Below are 16,660 nucleotides of genomic sequence, written 5' to 3' on the forward strand. Positions count from 1 at the left end.
TCTGCTGTCCCGGGCGGGGCAGCGACGGGGCATTGCGGGTGTGCTTGTAACAATTCTGTCGCCGGGGAAAACTAGATATTGCGAAGGGGTCCCCAGCGTGGGCCCCAATCAACCCAAGGCCCTGTCATGCGCCGCACACTCGCCCTACTGTCCGCGGGCCTCTGCCTGCTGTCCGTCTCCACCGCTTTCGCCCAGAACACTCCGCCCCGCAACCTGATTCTGTTCATTCCCGACGGTCTGCGGGCGAAGTCCGTCAGCCCGGAGACCGCGCCGGCGATGGCCGCGCTGCGCGATCAGGGCGTCAATTTCAAGAATCCGCATTCGCTGTTTCCGACCTTCACCATGGCGAACGGCTCGGCGATGGCGACCGGACACTATCTCGGCGACACCGGCACCTTCAGCAACACCATCTATACCGGCTACAGCGTTCCGCCGGCCGGGAATACCGTGGTTCCGTTCATCGAGAACGACGACGTCCTCGGCGACATCGATAATCATTTCGACGGCAATTACCTCAACGAAGAAAGCCTGCTGAAGCTCGCCCGCGACAAGGGGCTGAGCACCGCGGCGATCGGCAAGCTCGGCCCCACGCTGCTGTTCGACCACACCGACCGGGCCGACAGGCCGGGGCCGCATTCGATCGTGATCGATGATGCGACCGGTTCGCCGAAGGGCGTGCCGCTGCCCGACGACTTCAAGGCCGAGCTCGACAAGCTCGGACTGCCGCTCAAGCCGCCGGCCCGCGGCGAAAACGCCAAGGCCGGCGACGCCAAGACCCCCGGCACGTTGGTCGCCAACGTGGTGCAGCAGGCCTATTTCGCCGATGTCGCCGCCAAGGCGGTGCTGCCGCTGTTCAAGCAGCGCGGCAAGCCTTTCGTGCTGGTGTTTTGGTCCCGCGATCCGGATGGAAGCCAGCATAATCAAGGCGATAGCCTGAACGAGCTCACACCGGGCATTAACGGACCGACCTCGCTGGCCGGAATCCGCAATGCCGACAACAACCTCGCGCAGTTGCGCAAAGCTCTGGATGAGCTTGGGCTCTCCGCCTCGACCAACATCATCGTGTCGGCCGACCACGGCTTCTCGACGATCTCGAAGCAGAGCAAGACCTCACCGTCCGCCAAGGCGAGCTACGACGACACCCCGGCCGGCTTCCTGCCGATGGGCTTCCTCGCCATCGATCTGGCGAAGGCTCTGAAGCTGCCGCTGTTCGATCCCAACAACGGCAACGCAGCGGTCGGCGGCAACTCCCACCCCAAGGCCGGCAACGGCGTGCTCGGCAAGGATCCGGCCAAGCCGGATCTGATCGTCGCCACCAATGGCGGCTCGGACCTGATCTACCTGCCGACCGGCGACAAGAAGCTCGCCGGCCGCACCATCCGGGCCCTGCTCGAACAGGACTACGTCAGCGGACTGTTCGTCGATGACTCACTCGGCAGCTTCCCTGGCACGCTGCCGCTGTCGGCACTGAATCTGAAAGGTAAGGCGGCGACGCCGACGCCCGCGATCGTGGTCAACTTCCGGTCCTACGCGTCCGGCTGCGCCGAGCCGACGCAGTGCTCGGTGCAGGTGGCCGACACCGTGCTCCGCCAGGGCCAGGGCATGCACGGCTCGTTCAGCCGCGGCGACACCATGAACTTCATGGCGGCGACCGGCCCGGACTTCAAAGCCGGCTTCGCCGATCCGCTGCCGGTGAGCAACGCCGACGTCGGGTTCACAGCGGCGAAGCTGATGGGTCTCGATCCGACCACCAAGGGCAAGCTGATCGGCCGGGTGATGACCGAGGCGATGCCGAACGGCGCCGTGCCGAAGGCCACGCAGGAGACGGTGCGCTCGAAATACGCCGCCAACGGGCTGCGCACCGTGCTGGCGATGCAGCGCGTTGGCGAGCATCGCTACTTCGATGCCGCCGGTTTCCCCGGCCGCACCCTCGGCCTCGACGGCGAGACCACCAAACAAAAAGCGGCGGGGAAATAACCCCCGCCGCTTCCTTGCAGAACTTTGGCTTCGGCCGATCAGACGCCGAGATCGAAGATCTGCGGCACCTGGCTGATCAGCGGCAGCGTCGCGACGCCGACCAGCGTGGCGACCAGCCGCATCAGCGTGTGATTGCTGCGCCGGGTGCCGCGCATCTGCCGCGAGATCCACTCCAGGACCTCGGTGTTGACGCCGACCGCCTGGGTCGGAGCCCAGGACTCGATCGCGACGTCCGGCGACAGCGCGACGCTGCGCGCCGGCACCGGCAGGCCCGAGGCGGCCGCGGCGTGGTGGGCGACGGCCTTGGCGAACAGATCATCGAACCGGCCGCCATCGACACGCTCGGCAGCGGCATCGTTGATCTCGAACAGCGCCTCGGCCTCGGCCCGGCTGATCGGCTGATTGTCGACCGCGGAAGCGGTCAGGATACCCATGCACCACGCGGTGTCGGCGGCGTCGAGGGTGCGGGAGAAATGCACCCGACCGCGGGTGGTCGGGCCTTCGCCGGTGATGATCCCATCCCGCACGACCCCGAGCGCTTGCGCGGCGGTATAACGATCCGAAACGTTGAGAGGGTCGATGCCGAACAGTTCGGCGGTGGCGACGGCAGTCATTGCTTTCACTCGTTTTTCTGGCTCTGGGCCAGCATTTCCACGCTGGCGTAAACGCTTGGTTAAGACTTCGCTCCTGCGCTCGATTCGATCGGAATTACCCACGATGTTTCGAAACAGGGTTGCCGATTTGTCGCAGCAGCGGTCTCGCCGGCTCAATTCGCAAGCCGCTCCGGCGGCGGTTGGGCGCACTGGCGGCGCAATTGCGGCAAAGCGGCTTTGCCGGGCGGCCATTTGGCCGCACCGGTCATTCAGCGGTCCTTCAGCGTTTTAAGCGGCGAGCCGTCGGCGCGCGGTCAGCGCGGCGACCACCAGTCGGCGAGCAGCAGGCCGAGCGTTCCCGACACCGCCGTGACGAACGCGCCCCAGGAGATGTCGACCGCGACCACCGGCCAGGTCCAGTGCTTCAGCAGCGCCAGCGAGGTCAGCTCGAAGGTCGCGTAGCAGAACACGCCGAACAGCGCCCCGTACACTAACGAGGATTGCCAGGTCGCCTGCGCCGAGCCGTTGACGAAGATAACGATGCCGACGACGTAGAGCAGGTAGAACAGCACAGCCGGCAGCAGCCTCACCTCGCCGAGCATCTCGCCGACCTGCGACTGGAAGAAGCTCTTGGCGATCGTGCCGAGGAATAGAAAGTCGAGCGGAATCAGGACAATGAATGTTGCCAGATAGAGTAGACCGTATCGCTTCAAATCGTCCTCCTGAACAAAGCAAACTGCATCCTGTCAAATACGGAACGTCTCGTCGATGGTTGCAGTTGCATCGGAACATCGGCGCAAGGTCGCAGCCTCGCATCTCGGATGAGCCCACGTGCTGACACCTGCCAGCTCCCGCCCCATCATCGTCTGGTTTCGTGACGATCTCCGTCTTGCCGATCATCCGGCGCTGCACGCAGCCGCGCAATCCGGTGCGCCTGTGCTGTGCGTCTATGTGCTCGACGAGGTGAGCGACGACGTGCGCGCCCTTGGCGGCGCCGCGCGGTGGTGGCTGGCGCAATCGCTTCGCGCGCTGGAGTCCGAGCTTCGCGGTTTGGGCGGAGCGCTGACCCTGCGGCGGGGGCCGGCTGCCGCGGTGCTGGCCGAGCTGGCGCAGCAGAGCGATGCGGCGGCGGTGCATTGGAACGAGATCGAGATCGCTCCGCATCGGGCTGTCGCCGATGCGCTGGCCGATTCCCTCACGGTGGCCGGCATCGCATATCACCGCCACCCTGGCGACACGCTGGTGGCGCCGAGTGCGATCCGTAGCAAGGATGGCCGCGGCATGCGGGTGTTCACGCCATTCTGGCGGCGGGTGCTCAGCCTCGGCGATCCACCGCAGCCCCTGCCCCGCCCGAAGGCGCTGCGGCCGGCGCCGGCTCCACCGAGCGATCAGCTCGGCGACTGGCAGCTCGAGCCGACGGCGCCGGACTGGGCCGGCGGCCTGCGCCAAACCTGGACCCCCGGCGAAGCCGCCGCGCAGGCGCGGCTGTCCGACTTCCTCGCGGGCCTGCCCGGCTATGCGGACGGGCGCGACTATCCGGATCGGCACGTCACCTCCGGCCTGTCGCCGCATCTGCGGTTCGGCGAAATCAGTCCGCGCCAGGTCTGGTACGCCACGCGCTTTGCCGCCGCCGAGCGGCCGGCGATCGCGCCCGACGTGGACAAATTCCTGAGCGAGCTCGGCTGGCGCGAGTTCTGCCGGCATCTGCTGTTCGACCATCCGGATCTGGCGACCCGCAATCTGCAGCCGGCGTTCGACGCCTTCCCGTGGCACAGCGACGAGGCGGCGCTCAGCGCCTGGCAGCGCGGCCGCACCGGCTACCCGATCGTCGACGCCGGAATGCGCGAGGTGTGGCACTCCGGGGTGATGCATAATCGCGTCCGCATGGTCGTCGGCTCGTTCCTGGTCAAGCACTTGCTGATCGACTGGCGGCTCGGCGAGCAGTGGTTCTGGGACACGCTGGTCGACGCCGATCCCGGCAGCAATCCCGGTAACTGGCAGTGGGTGGCGGGCTGCGGCGCCGACGCCGCGCCGTATTTCCGGGTGTTCAACCCGTTGCTGCAGAGCGAGAAGTTCGACGCGGGCGGCGCCTACATCCAGCGCTGGGTGCCCGAGCTGGCCGGGCTGCCGAACGACCTGATCCACCAGCCTTGGACCGCGACGCCGCTCGAACTCGCCGCCGCCGGCATCGAGCTCGGCGGCAACTACCCGGGACCGATCGTCGACCACAAAACCGGCCGGCAGCGGGCGCTTTCGGCCTATGCCGAGCTGCGTCAGCGTTGAACAACTTCGCTTAGCAGCGTTACTAATTGCGCGAATCGGCTATCGTCGCGGTTATCTACAAACCCTTGGGGGATCAATATGGACGACGACAAGCCGATTATCGAGCAGGTGGGCGAGGTGATCACCGAGGCCACCGATGCAGCCAAGACCGTGGTCAAGAAGGCGCGCAAGGCGGCCAAGAAAGTCGCCAAGAAGGTGAAGGCGGGCGCCAAGAAGGCCGCGAAGGCGACCAAGAAGGCAGGCAAGAAGGCCGCCAAAAAGGCAGCCAAGAAAGCTCCGAAGAAGGCCGCCAAGAAAGCCGCCAAAAAGGCGCCCAAGAAGGCCAAAAAGGCAGCCAAGAAGGCAGCCAAGAAAACCGTGAAGAAGGCCAAGAAGGCGGCGCCGAAGAAGGCGAAAAAGGCCAAGAAATCCAAGCGCTGAGCGGTTCATCCGGATCGGCCGGCGAAAGCCTCCGGAGCACGGCTCCGGGGGCTTTTTGCTGTCCGCTGACCGAAGGCGCCCGGCCCTACCCCGCCGACGTCTTGACCTACACCTTGGCCCGGTTGACCAGAAACACCGCCGCCGCACAGATCACCATGCCGACGATCGAGACCACGTCCAGCTTTTCACCGAACAGCACATAGGCCATCAGCGCGGTGGTGCCGGGCACCAGGTAGAACAGGCTAGCGACCGAGGTCGCGGCGGAATGCCGGATCAGCCAGTACAGCAGCCCGATCGAGCCGATCGACAGCACCACCACCAGCCAGCCCACCGCCAGCACGAACTCGGTGGTCCAGTTCACCACCCGGGTTTCGAACAGCACGGCGCCGACCGCGAACAGCGCGAGCGCGGCGAGGAATTGGATGATGTTGCCGGCGCGCCAGTCGATGCCGCTGCAGAACCGCTTCTGGTACAGCGTGCCGATGGTGATACCGATCAGCGAACAGGCCGAGGCGAGCCAGCCCCAGCCGACGTCGCCGGTCAGGCTGCGGCTGTGCAGGATCAGCAGCGTGCCGCCCAGACCGAGCCCCAGCCCCAGCCATTGCAGCGGCGTGACGCGCTCGCCGAGCCATCGGTTGGCGAGCGTCGAGGTCAGGATCGGCTGCAGTCCGGGGATCAATGCCGACAGCCCCGCCGGCACCGAATGCGCGATCGCGATCGAGGTGCCGGCCAGATACACGCCGTGCACCAGCAGCCCGGCGACGATGCTGTGGCCGACGCCGGCGAGGTTCGGCCAGCGCGGCCGCGCGATCGCCGCGATCACCGCGATCAGCGACACCACCGCGATCATCCGGATCGACAGGTAGGTCAGCGGCTCGGCCCCGGCCAGCGCGTACTTGGTGCCAATGAAGCCGGTGCTCCACAGCACGACGAACACGGCGGGCGCGGCACGGCCGGCGAGATGCTCTGCATTACGGTTCATTGTCTACCCGGAAGCCCGATCATATGGTGACGGGCAAGCGCCCGATGGCGCTTCGTCCATGCCATGCCGCAAGCGCCGCGGCCAGCATGGATCGTCGTCTTTCTGTGCAGCGCCGCCTTCCCTGCGTGCGCGTTCGTCACTTCCGGAGCCGCCATGCGCCTGCAGTTCGAGACCGTCGACGTGTTCACCGCAGAGCAGTTCAGCGGCAACCCGCTCGCCGTCGTGCTCAACGCGGAAGGGCTGTCGGCTGCGCAGATGCAGGCGATCGCCGGCGAGTTCAATCTGTCGGAAACGACCTTCGTGCTGCCACCGCAGGACCCTGCCCACACCGCGCAGGTTCGGATCTTCACGCCCAACGGCGAGATGCCGTTCGCCGGCCATCCGAATGTCGGCACCGCCTTCGTGCTGGCCCGTATCGGGCAGAGCTACGGCCGCAGCATTGCCGGCGATCGCGTGGTGTTCGAGGAGAAGGCAGGTCTCGTCCCGATCGAACTGATCAAGGACGGCGGCGCTGTCACCGGCGCACGCCTTAACTCACCGCAAAGCTTATCGTTGGTCGACGAACTTGCGCCCGATGTCATCGCTGCGGCCTGCTCGCTCAGCGAAAGCGACATCGAGATCGCCAACCACCGGCCGTGCATCGCATCCTGTGGCGCGGCATTCATCGTTGCGGAGGTGAACAATCGCGCCGCCCTCACCGCCGCGAGTCCACGGATCGAGATATTCCGTGACCGCATCGCCGGGGCTGCAGCAACCAGCATCCTGCTGTACACTCAGGTAGAAGAGGACACCATCGACATCCGCGCCCGGATGTTCGCGCCGCTGCACAAGATCCCCGAGGACCCCGCCACCGGCAGCGCCAATGTCGCGCTGATCGGCCTGTTGGCGAAGCTGCGGCCGGAATCCGATCTGACGCTGTCGAAGACCATCCTGCAGGGCTTCGAGATGGGCCGGCCGAGCCTGCTGTTCGCCAGCGCCGAGAAGCGCGGTGGCGAGGTCATCACGACCGCGATCGGCGGCCACTGCGTGGCGGTGATGTCGGGAACGATCGGCCTGAAATAGGCTCGGAAAGCAGGACCGGCGCTCGCTCTTTGGCCAGTCAGACGGCCGACGCGCTCAATACTCTTCCGGACAGGGATCGACGATCTTCCACAGATCGACGCCGTTCTTGATCTTCTTCATTTCGGTGGTCAGGCCGCCATTGCGGGCGATCCAGTCCTTCACCGGCTGCGGATAATACGACATCAGCTCCGAGGTGCCCTCGAGGCTGGTGACCTTGATGCCGAAGGTGAACGCCTTGTCGTAATAGGCCTGGTGGAAGCCGAGGCTGGCGCGCGGGGTAACGCAGATCTTGTTCAGCGGCACGATCCCGAACACCAGGGTGCAGGCCGAATTGCAGATGCCGTCGATGATGACCCGCTCGCGGCGGTCCCGGATCCGCTGGTACTTGGCCTTGTACTCCTCGACATAGCCGCCGTGATCCCGGGTGATGTGGAGATCGGCGCGTGCCGGCGTGGCCAGCAGCATCAACGGCAATAGCAGCGACGAGAACAGCGTACGCATGGTTCGGTCGAAACCCGTGGCGACAAGGGGAGCGGGCCGGCCTCGGCCGGCACCGGCACTTTGGCCGAGTTTGGTTTGCGCGACGTTAATGCGGACATTCCGGCGAAATCATGGGAGCTCCCCTCCCCCTTGTAAGCGCCTGCAAAAGTGGGGTATTCGAAAGCCCCCGCCGGGCGGCAAGCCCCACCCGGCCCCCGCGCTCGTAGCTCAGCTGGATAGAGCATCGGATTTCGATTCCGAGGGTCGGAGGTTCGAATCCTTCCGAGCGCGCCAGCCAAATCAATAGTATAGCTCAATCCCAGCGCCCCGCATTGCATCCTGTGTCGGTGAAAACCCTGTAGTTTCAGCCAGTATCCACCAGTCCCGCTTGATCCGTGCAACACGAACGCAGCACGGTTTTCGCGGCTTGTTCTCGTCCACAGCTTGACTCGAAAGGGTGCAGGCAATGGTCGAGACGAGGCCAACATTCACCGAGCGATCGAAGCGCTGAGGACGGGGCGGCGGATCGCGGACAAGAGCCCCCCACCCCAATCGCTCAGGGTTGGCTGCAAGGGCTCGCAGCGAACCGTCAATTGAGCATCAGCTTCCGGACGCGAGAACGCCCCCCCCCCCTGAAGCGCGGAGTGGCATAGCCGCGGCCGAACAGCTTGCTCGCGAGGTACTCCCGATCGGTCGCGCCGCCGATCGCCCCCCCTTAGTCAGCCGGATTCCGAACTCACACGGGCGATCCGAGCCGGTCGCAAGCCCCTCTCGCCAGCACTTGCGCGACTCCCTGTCGACCAACTGGCCCGGTGGATCACCCGATGAGGATGGACAATTTCCGAGTCGTCTGGCGCGGCACCGGCATCCAGACCCGTACCGCCCAGCACGGTATAGGAGCATCGGGACGAAATGAGAGCGGACGTCCCTTCAGGTTCGAAGCCGCCCAACCAAGTGCCTCACGACAAAACCAAAGTTAACACGTCCGTAAAGTCGGGCAACCTAACAAGCTCTGCTGCTACCGGGGCCATTCAGTTCGGCGACGCGGCTTGGCTCCGCGCGATGACTTAGATCAGCCTCGCTGGACAATCTTGCCCCGAAGCGCTTGGTAGCAACGTCTACGCACCATTTCGGCTCAGCGCCAAAAAGGAGCAATCCCATAATGATTACTTCCCCAGCAGACGCGACAATAGCGACCAACGACCGCCACTAGTCGGACGATCATCCGATTTACCCCCCGTCACAGTATTCGACCAAGGAGCTTTCACGTACGGTCGAAACTCACTCGCCATGACAGCCGCCTGGTCTGTGAACATGCGGTCAACAGGATTGACGAAGGGCCGATCAGAATTCCTCTTCATGGCGGCATACAAGAGCACGTCGCGACTATCGTAGGCCTGAAAATTTGCGATCGAGTATGGAACCCTCGTTGCGGTGAAGTCTGACGTGAAAAACATGAAGCTTAATTCATAGTCGTTAGCGAGGGCAAGCTCAGCCATCAATCTAGGACTATAGCTATAAAAACCATGATTTACCTGACCGGCCGCAGGAACACACTGCAGCATAAATCCGCCTAACTTGGTAAGGCGGTGCATGTTCCGAAAACCTGCTGCTTGATCGAAGCAATGCTCGAGAGTTCCAAGATTGGTAACAAGATCGAAGGTCTCGGTAAACCCGTATGCACGATCTATATCTAAGTTGAGATCGAACATTTTCACGTCATCACGGCCATCAATGAAATCAATCGCGGTGTACTCTTCGAATCCAAGTCGTCGATACAGTTCAGGCGCGGTCGACACACGCGCAGCCCCAAGATATCCCCGCTCATTGAGAGCGTTGGCAACTAACTCCGGATCCGCCGAAATGTCCTGAGCGCCAAGTTCAATCACAGACCGTTTTTTTGGGAGCAGAGCCACCAACTCAGCCAACGTGATCACGCACTCGAGGTTGATTCCCACTGTCTAGACCTTTTGAAAACTCACCAATTTCACATTCGATTTAGTTATGCCGACATCGACGTCTGCAGCCACCACGAAACTCAACGCGTCATGAGAGTAGTCTTTCATAATGTAGTTGTGAACTTCTTCTTCGGGCGTCAACATCTCCGCGGCACCCGCAGAAATAAAGTATTTTCCAAGGGCCAGGTTCGGCCTGAAGGTGAAGCGCACCCTCTTCGTTTCGGCCGCCCTGAAATGAATCGAAAGATATCCTTGAACGGCTGTTGACGTCCCATAGATGGACAGTCCAGATTCGCTTTTGATCACCCAGCCAACTGTGACATTGGGCACGTCCACCAAAGCCTCAACCGTCACAACTATGAAATAGTCGGTTTCGCTCTTGAGGCCTCTATGAGCAACGCCTTCAGCATCGACAATCTCGACGCTGCGCACGATCATTTGCGTTCTGTAGCTCTCTACGGTCATTAGCGGCTGTCACCGGATTCTGTTGAGAAGAGCCCAAGGATTAATATATTCTGAGCCGAATAAAGAGAGCGTTGCTAGAATATTCTGTCTATATCGTCTCCCACAAAGACGGCAATCAATTTTGCGCCAATGCTCCTGACTTGCCGTGATGCACGGCTCTGCGCCCGACCCGCGAGGCCGCTGCGCGCGATTACGGAGCATACCGAGGCATAGATGGCCAGGGCGAGAGAACGCGGAGTGACAATTCAGAGGTCGGGGCGGGATGCATAATTTCAGCGAGAAATGTACGCCGAGATCACGGCGCTAAGGTAAGAGATGGACTCGTACATACAACGACTAGAATCTGCAAAGGCAAAAAGGGAAGAATTGAAGCGTCGCCGCGACTGATAGGATTGGCGAAGCGGCAGAACATCCGGTTGATCAAGATGATGATCAACCGCCGTCGGCCGTAGGTTCCCAGCGCTGCGGGAACGACGGACAAAAAAGGCGCCGATGCAAGCCGCGGCTTCAGTCACACCAAAATGGGTGTCGGGAGGTCGCACAGTGACGTCATTGAAAACGACGACTGCGATCGGTTTTCAAACGAACGGCGCAGTCATCCACAGCTTGACTCGGTGGCCAGCCGAGTCACGCCGGCCGGCGGCGGTCTTCGGTGCTGAGAGGCCGAGCATCGCCACCGTGATGAGGCGAGGCCGTCGCATAGCCGCCATTGTCAGTCTGGCGGGTCGGCCATCGGCGCGCCGACCCGTTGCCACGTTGCTGGATCCGGCAAGACTTCGGGCGGCGTGGTTTTGCTTCCGAAAACGACTGTCGTGGTCAGGCCGCCCTCAAGTCTTCGCGCGTCGTCCCGCAGGCGAGCTTGACCGTTTCGGCGAAGATCTTCTGACCACTGACCATCGGAGATTCGCGGTTACAGCGATGGCGCGGACAGCTCCGCCGGCGGGTCCCACGGCAGATCGTGAAACTGACGACGGCCCGCGTATCGCTTCGGAACCCCGATCAAGATGTCGGGCGGAATTCCAAGCTGCCGCACCGCCGCTCTGGGTGCCCACTCAATAAGCGCCGGCCCGATGTCGTCCTGTAGCGACGGCGCAGAACACGGGCAGCCATCTTGCGGGCGGCGCACTGCCATTCCCGCTCGACTGCAGCCTCTTGGACTTCGGCAGGCGTCCGGTGCGAGCTTGCCAGTTTCGCCGCTGTCGATGTCGTCGATCGCGTCATTTCGTCGTGTGCGGGTCCATTCCGGATGCGGCGCCGCAATGTCGGAGAGGGCCCACAACACCGGAGCAACCAGCCCGCGCTGGTTGTTCTCGGCTTCGGTGAGAGAGCGCAAGACCAGCGTCAGGAACCGCACCGTGGCAATTGAGAATGCGCTGCATTGTCTCAACGCCGTGCGTCTCACATGTCCGCCGATACTTTTCCTTGGCGATCAATGCCGAGACTGGAGAGGATGCCGGCAAGTTCGGGCGTCACGCTGTACGTCTCGCGTGGTGATCGGTGTCCGTTGTGCATCCATGGTGGCCGCTCTCTGCTGACTGAAAAGAGGCGGCGGTCGACCGCCCCTCACCGGGTCGACCGCCGTATGCTACCGCTGGCAAATCCGCAGCGCCAGCCTATTCCCGATCGACTCCGCCGGATCTGCATCCGCATTTCCGTTTAGTTGGCCGCCTGGCCGAGTCCCTTACGAGCGGCCGGGCGGCCTCAAAGGAACACGACCACCGGCGGGCCGCTGCGCTCCATAGTGGCCCCCGGTGCATACCGCACGAGGTGCTCTTCACGTCATCCGCCAACCAGCCAAGAGTGGCCGACCGACGTCAACGCATTGAGGATCAATGCAAGCATCCGATGAAGCGCGCTCGTGGCGTTGCGCTCTTCCGCAAGCACACGCTCGGGCCCAGAGCGGCATTCCGTTGATCATTGGACTCGCATTCGTAGCTCTGCGCCCGCGTCAGCTTCTTGCTACTGACCCGGTCATAATTTGCCATGACTCGTCAACGAGCCTTCTATCTCGCCGGCGGCCGGACGACGGCGGGCACGAATCCTGTGCGGCTTCGGTCAGCATCCGCATCACCGGCGGTTTGGCGACCTTGTACGCACCAAGGAGCAATTCGTCCTTCGGGAATTTGCTCCATCACGAGATTTCTAGCCTTTTTCAGTCGTTTCGCCGTGTTGCCTGATAGCTTCTGCCCGCTTATTGATTTCGCTTCAAATCTCATCCCTGTCTACGCAAGGTGAGCCGGTGATTTTCGCAAATCCAAGTGTAGCAGCCATGCTAGCAACTCCTATACGGTATCAGCCGCCGCGTTGGCATTACCATTGATACGAGCAGTTGCACGGGCCCTTACGTTCGCGGACCACACCTCCACGATTTCCACGAAATTCCTGAGCATAGACAGCGCGAGGTGTTCGATGATGAGGCCAGTTCCCATCGCCTTCGTCTTCAACGCCAACTTAATATTCGAAGCGATAAGATTGACGGTTGTCGGCGGATAACGCAGTCTCTCTCGCTTCCGGAATTCATCGGACAGCGCATTAAACTCCACGATCACCTCATCGAACTTCCTGTCCAACGCCTTGCCGCGCTAGGCAAATCCATGGAGTAGCGTAAGCGCTCTTTAGGTATTCTCTTGTTAACCGTTTCGCGATGTACGGATTCGGCAACGGTGACGCGACGGTCGGCATCGATGACGGCGATGCTCAGGATTCCTGATTGGCCTCGATCGCAGCCGCCTCCGAGATTATGGCCGCGACTGCCTCACGTGCTCCCGCGTTGCTGTCTCGCAATCGAAAACCAGAGCGGCTTGGTCTGCGACATTCGTTTTGGAAGCCGCGAGACGAGTGCCTTGATCAACGGATTCCTCACATAGCGACGGAGGATACAAGCCTGCTTCTTATCGCCGCCAAGCACGATTACGACACAAATCTCGCCGGCGCCGAGCACTGAGCGCCAATCTGCTGCCAGTGTGGCGCGGTAGACCGCAACGGCGCTCATAAGCAGATCCTTGCCGCCTCGCCTACCGCCAAGAAGCATCAGGTGCACTAGACGGGACTCGACCCTTTTGGAGCAGTTCAATCGAGTATGGTCCGCGCTGGAGGATAATCCTTGTCGGGAAAGACCAAAAGGGTTTCGACACAAAGACAGCTGACAGGGCTGTTGTCGAGGACACATTGATAATGCCGACGTGCGTTACGCCTTCGAATTTGCGAAGGAGGCAGCAGCCGCCATGGAGCTTTTCGCTCAAACCGCTGGCGTTACCAGCGAGAGTCTATCTGCACGGCCGACCAAGACTTTCCTGGCGCAAGAGTTTTGGCGCCCTTGGAATTTTTTCCTGTGACGACCATGAGGCCGATTGCTACAGGAGTGCAACACCGACGCGTCAAGCCGTTGCCATCTCGATCCTTATAAGGGATTTCGATTCCGAGGGTCGGAGGTTCGAATCCTTCCGAGCGCGCCATCCACGCCTTCCCGAGCCCCGGGCTCCCCTGCAGCGGCCGCCCGCGCCATCCCATCTATGAATTTCGATGAAACGCGAGTGCCGGGATCGGTCGGATTGCCGCAAGTTGCCGTTCGGCACGTGCGGTGAATCCGCGCAGAGCCTGCCGCAACGACTCCGCAGCGACCCGACCTTGGTATGCCCGAATGTCGACCGGATTAGCCCGGTCGTGCCTTCTCACTGCAGCGTTCCACCCCTTTCATCCAAAGGGCGCACGCGATGTTCAAGGAGTGAGCGGGAAACGGTCGCCTGCGGGCTCGCCATCCAGTCGCGATCGGCGCACGCCAACGCCTCGTAGATCGACGCTGGTAGTTACACGAGAACCAATTTTCACCACTTGATAATCACCCGGCGATCAATTTGCCGGCGCAACGACGCATTAGGTAGCATCATATTGAGGCAGGTGCAGTGATGAAGTTCGACCGCATTGGTAATAAGCTCGGTGCTGCAGGCTTGCTGGGCGTCGTCCTCGCCGGCGGGATGCTGGCCAATCAGTTCGTCGCCGAGCGCAAGATCGAAGCGGCCAATGTGCTCGCCGATGGGCAGCAGTACATCAACGAGCATACGCTCGAAGCCAACATCGCACTGCGGCGTATGCAGCTTGCGTTCCGCGATATCCGGCTGGCGAAGGCTCCGGCCGACCTCGATAAGCCGGCGGCGTCGCTGGCGGAGATGATCGCCCGGATGTCGAAGGAGATCGACAGCGCGGCCCAGCGCACGGTGAAGCAGGAGAACAAGGATCGCCTCCTCCAGATCGCCGCGCTCAACAAGGACTACGAGAAGCAGGGAGCGGAGCTGATCAAGGCGACCCGGCAGATCTTCGAGATTACGGGCAAGCGCAACGCGCTGAGCGGCGAATGGCGCAGCGCGCTCGATGCGATCCGGACCTCGCCGGCGACCGCCGCCAATCGCCTCGCAACTGAAGCGATCCTCTACGAAGCGGATTCGCACTTCAACGCGATCCGCGCAGCGACCTGGCGCTTCAGCGCCACCGGAGAGGACAGCCAGAAGAAGGCGATCGATACCCGGACGAACGAGCTGAACGACACGCTGTCCCGGCTGCGAAGCGTCGTCACCGACAAATCGCTGAGCGACGAGATCGATCAGCTCGCCACCGCGGGCAAGACCTTCAACGACCTGACGGCCGTCGCTCTGAAATCGGAAGCCGGCAAGCTCGAGATTGCAGCCGCGGCACTCGGAATCGCCAACCGATCGGCGGAACTGATGCGCGCGGCCGTGAATGAATCGAGCAAGAATTATCGCGCCGCCAAGGACGATGCCGATGCTGTGCTGGTGCAGGCAAACCGGGTCAGCTTCGCGGTCGCGATCGTCGTGATGCTGGCGCTGATCGGTTCGGTGATCTTCACCTTCGTCGGCGTCGCCCGTCCGCTAACCCGTCTCAACGGCGCGCTCGGCCGCATTGCCGAAGGTGAACTCAACACCGAGATTCCCGGCGCGACCCGCGGCGACGAAGTCGGCGACATTGCCAAGACCGTGGTGGTGATCAGCAAGAACGCGGAACAGAAGGCCCGCGAGGAAGCCGAAGCCCAGGCCCGGCAGGAGCAGATCGCGGCGCAGCGGCGCAAGCAGGAGATGATCCAGCTCGCCGACGGCTTCGAATCCGCGGTGGGCGAAATCGTCGATACAGTGTCGTCGGCCTCGACCGAACTCGAAGCGTCGGCGACGACGTTGACGAGCACCGCCGAGCGCGCGCAGGAGCTCACCACGATGGTGGCCGCAGCTTCGGAAGAAGCCTCGACCAACGTGCAGTCGGTGGCCTCCGCCACCGAGGAGCTGTCGTCCTCGGTCAACGAGATCAGCCGCCAGGTGCAGGACTCGGCGCGGATCGCCAACGACGCCGTCAGCCAGGCCCGCCTGACCAACGACCGCGTCAGCGAACTCTCCAAGGCGGCCGCACGGATCGGCGACGTGGTCGAACTGATCAACACCATCGCCGGCCAGACCAACCTGCTCGCCCTGAATGCCACCATCGAGGCGGCGCGGGCCGGCGAAGCCGGACGGGGGTTCGCCGTGGTGGCGTCGGAAGTCAAAGCCCTGGCCGAACAGACCGCCAAGGCCACCGGCGACATCAGCCAGCAGATCTCCAGCATCCAGGGCGCCACCAGCGAGTCGGTGAACGCGATCAGGGACATCAGCGCCACCATCGAGAAGCTGTCGGAAATCTCCTCGACCATCGCCTCGGCGGTGGAAGAGCAAGGCGCGGCGACCCTTGAGATCTCCCGCAACGTGCAACAGGCGGCGCAAGGAACGCACCAAGTGTCCTCGAACATCACCGACGTGCAGCGCGGTGCCAGCGAGACCGGCTCTGCCTCGTCGCAGGTGCTGTCCGCCGCCCAGTCGCTGTCCGCCGACAGCAACCGGCTGAAGACCGAAGTCACCAAATTCCTCAACACCGTCAGGGCCGCCTGATCATCGCCCTGGCTCGCCCCCGAGCCGGGTCTTCCCTCGCAATCAGGCTTGCCGGGGCGTCGCGGGCGGGCTTCGGATATCCTGTCACGTTGACGCCCGTTCACCCGCTTTGGCATAACGGGACAGCGCGTCCGATCATTTATCGACGCGGCGGGGAACGTGATGAGGAACGGGCTGTATTCGATCCACGTTGATCTGCTCGACGGCCGCTCCGGCAAGGGCAGCGGCGTGGCGCTGTTTCGCGACGGCAAGATCCTCGGCGGCGACGCCTATCTGTATTATGTCGGCAGCTACGTGGTCTCCGGCGACAGCTTCAAGGGCGAGGTCACCGTCACCCAGCACACCCCGAGCCCGGACGCCAATCCGCTGTTCGGCGGCCAGAAGGAGCCGGTCGGGGTTGGCGTCACCGGCACGTCGGACGGCAACGCCGCAGTGATGACCGGCACGGCGCTGGTCGGCAAATCCAGCCAGCTTTTTCGCGCCACGCTGCGCTGGCTGGCCCCCGCCGACTGACGC

The 16,660-nt window shown here is 62.9% G+C and carries 15 protein-coding genes and 1 tRNA gene; 7 read left to right on the plus strand and 9 right to left on the minus strand.

The features are described 5' to 3' along the window. The first annotated feature begins 126 nt into the window (after positions 1–126). On the plus strand, positions 127–1,977 hold the full coding sequence (locus HZF03_RS15965; protein WP_119019185.1) for an alkaline phosphatase family protein: 1,851 nt from the start codon (positions 127–129) through the stop codon (positions 1,975–1,977). Positions 1,978–2,015: 38 nt separating this feature from the next. Here HZF03_RS15965 and HZF03_RS15970 read toward each other — a convergent pair whose 3' ends face one another. Next, on the minus strand, positions 2,016–2,591 hold the full coding sequence (locus HZF03_RS15970) for a hypothetical protein (RefSeq protein ID WP_107345025.1): 576 nt from the start codon (positions 2,589–2,591) through the stop codon (positions 2,016–2,018). A 293-nt stretch (positions 2,592–2,884) separates the two neighbouring features. After that, the gene (locus HZF03_RS15975) at positions 2,885–3,283 is read right to left on the minus strand and encodes a DUF2177 family protein (RefSeq protein ID WP_012496600.1); all 399 of its coding nucleotides are present in this window, start codon (positions 3,281–3,283) and stop codon (positions 2,885–2,887) included. A 118-nt stretch (positions 3,284–3,401) separates the two neighbouring features. Here HZF03_RS15975 and HZF03_RS15980 point away from each other — a divergent pair, with 118 nt between their 5' ends. Together HZF03_RS15980 and HZF03_RS15985 are read left to right on the plus strand one after the other, a co-directional pair. Further along, complete coding sequence (locus tag HZF03_RS15980) at positions 3,402–4,853, plus strand: cryptochrome/photolyase family protein (RefSeq protein ID WP_119019184.1); 1,452 nt, start codon at positions 3,402–3,404, stop codon at positions 4,851–4,853. Positions 4,854–4,931: 78 nt separating this feature from the next. Next, positions 4,932–5,273 (plus strand): hypothetical protein, encoded by a 342-nt coding sequence (locus HZF03_RS15985; RefSeq protein WP_012496602.1) that lies wholly within the window; start codon positions 4,932–4,934, stop codon positions 5,271–5,273. A 106-nt stretch (positions 5,274–5,379) separates the two neighbouring features. On the opposite strand, the gene HZF03_RS15990 is transcribed toward HZF03_RS15985, so the two are convergent. Further along, on the minus strand, positions 5,380–6,255 hold the full coding sequence (locus HZF03_RS15990; protein WP_011158726.1) for a DMT family transporter: 876 nt from the start codon (positions 6,253–6,255) through the stop codon (positions 5,380–5,382). Between the two features lie 153 nt (positions 6,256–6,408). Between HZF03_RS15990 and HZF03_RS15995 the strand changes: the two genes are divergently transcribed. Further along, positions 6,409–7,317 carry a PhzF family phenazine biosynthesis protein gene (locus tag HZF03_RS15995; RefSeq protein ID WP_119019183.1) on the plus strand — a complete coding sequence of 303 codons (909 nt, stop codon included), beginning with the start codon at positions 6,409–6,411 and terminating at the stop codon, positions 7,315–7,317. 54 nt (positions 7,318–7,371) lie between these two features. Here the strand turns inward: HZF03_RS15995 and HZF03_RS16000 are convergent, their stop codons facing one another. After that, positions 7,372–7,818, minus strand: coding sequence for a hypothetical protein (locus tag HZF03_RS16000; RefSeq protein ID WP_011158728.1), 447 nt, complete (start codon positions 7,816–7,818; stop codon positions 7,372–7,374). 196 nt (positions 7,819–8,014) lie between these two features. Here HZF03_RS16000 and HZF03_RS16005 point away from each other — a divergent pair. Next, positions 8,015–8,091 (plus strand) — tRNA-Arg (locus HZF03_RS16005). An 872-nt stretch (positions 8,092–8,963) separates the two neighbouring features. Here the strand turns inward: HZF03_RS16005 and HZF03_RS16010 are convergent. The 5 genes from HZF03_RS16010 to HZF03_RS16030 all read right to left on the minus strand — a co-directional run bounded on the left by HZF03_RS16010 (position 8,964) and on the right by HZF03_RS16030 (position 13,212). Continuing rightward, on the minus strand, positions 8,964–9,755 hold the full coding sequence (locus HZF03_RS16010; RefSeq protein ID WP_012496604.1) for a methyltransferase domain-containing protein: 792 nt from the start codon (positions 9,753–9,755) through the stop codon (positions 8,964–8,966). A 3-nt stretch (positions 9,756–9,758) separates the two neighbouring features. Next, positions 9,759–10,193, minus strand: a complete 435-nt coding sequence (locus HZF03_RS16015; protein ID WP_165858152.1) for a Wzt carbohydrate-binding domain-containing protein — start codon at positions 10,191–10,193, stop codon at positions 9,759–9,761. Between the two features lie 937 nt (positions 10,194–11,130). Then, entirely contained in the window at positions 11,131–11,574 is a 444-nt protein-coding gene (locus HZF03_RS16020) for a hypothetical protein (RefSeq protein WP_165858151.1), read from the minus strand. Between the two features lie 928 nt (positions 11,575–12,502). Beyond that, positions 12,503–12,769 (minus strand): hypothetical protein, encoded by a 267-nt coding sequence (locus tag HZF03_RS16025; RefSeq protein ID WP_150104550.1) that lies wholly within the window; start codon positions 12,767–12,769, stop codon positions 12,503–12,505. Between the two features lie 206 nt (positions 12,770–12,975). Further along, a complete protein-coding gene (locus tag HZF03_RS16030; RefSeq protein WP_012496607.1) occupies positions 12,976–13,212 on the minus strand; it encodes a hypothetical protein in 237 nt (78 codons plus the stop codon). Positions 13,213–14,125: 913 nt separating this feature from the next. Here HZF03_RS16030 and HZF03_RS16035 point away from each other — a divergent pair. Further along, positions 14,126–16,144, plus strand: coding sequence for a methyl-accepting chemotaxis protein (locus HZF03_RS16035; RefSeq protein WP_119019181.1), 2,019 nt, complete (start codon positions 14,126–14,128; stop codon positions 16,142–16,144). Between the two features lie 162 nt (positions 16,145–16,306). Continuing rightward, positions 16,307–16,657 (plus strand): GrlR family regulatory protein, encoded by a 351-nt coding sequence (locus HZF03_RS16040; RefSeq protein WP_011158731.1) that lies wholly within the window; start codon positions 16,307–16,309, stop codon positions 16,655–16,657. Positions 16,658–16,660 lie beyond the last annotated feature (3 nt).

Origin of the sequence: Rhodopseudomonas palustris, from assembly GCF_013415845.1 — a bacterium.
GTDB classification, from domain to species: domain Bacteria; phylum Pseudomonadota; class Alphaproteobacteria; order Rhizobiales; family Xanthobacteraceae; genus Rhodopseudomonas; species Rhodopseudomonas palustris_F.

Coding starts and splice junctions, on each gene's coding strand:
- HZF03_RS15985 (WP_012496602.1), top strand. CDS start 4,932: ATGGACGACGACAAGCCGATTATCGAGCAGGTGGGCGAGGTGATCACC.
- HZF03_RS15990 (WP_011158726.1), bottom strand. CDS start 6,255: ATGAACCGTAATGCAGAGCATCTCGCCGGCCGTGCCGCGCCCGCCGTG.
- HZF03_RS16040 (WP_011158731.1), top strand. CDS start 16,307: ATGAGGAACGGGCTGTATTCGATCCACGTTGATCTGCTCGACGGCCGC.
- HZF03_RS15965 (WP_119019185.1), top strand. CDS start 127: ATGCGCCGCACACTCGCCCTACTGTCCGCGGGCCTCTGCCTGCTGTCC.
- HZF03_RS16030 (WP_012496607.1), bottom strand. CDS start 13,212: ATGAGCGCCGTTGCGGTCTACCGCGCCACACTGGCAGCAGATTGGCGC.
- HZF03_RS15995 (WP_119019183.1), top strand. CDS start 6,409: ATGCGCCTGCAGTTCGAGACCGTCGACGTGTTCACCGCAGAGCAGTTC.
- HZF03_RS16015 (WP_165858152.1), bottom strand. CDS start 10,193: ATGATCGTGCGCAGCGTCGAGATTGTCGATGCTGAAGGCGTTGCTCAT.
- HZF03_RS16035 (WP_119019181.1), top strand. CDS start 14,126: ATGAAGTTCGACCGCATTGGTAATAAGCTCGGTGCTGCAGGCTTGCTG.
- HZF03_RS15970 (WP_107345025.1), bottom strand. CDS start 2,591: ATGACTGCCGTCGCCACCGCCGAACTGTTCGGCATCGACCCTCTCAAC.
- HZF03_RS16000 (WP_011158728.1), bottom strand. CDS start 7,818: ATGCGTACGCTGTTCTCGTCGCTGCTATTGCCGTTGATGCTGCTGGCC.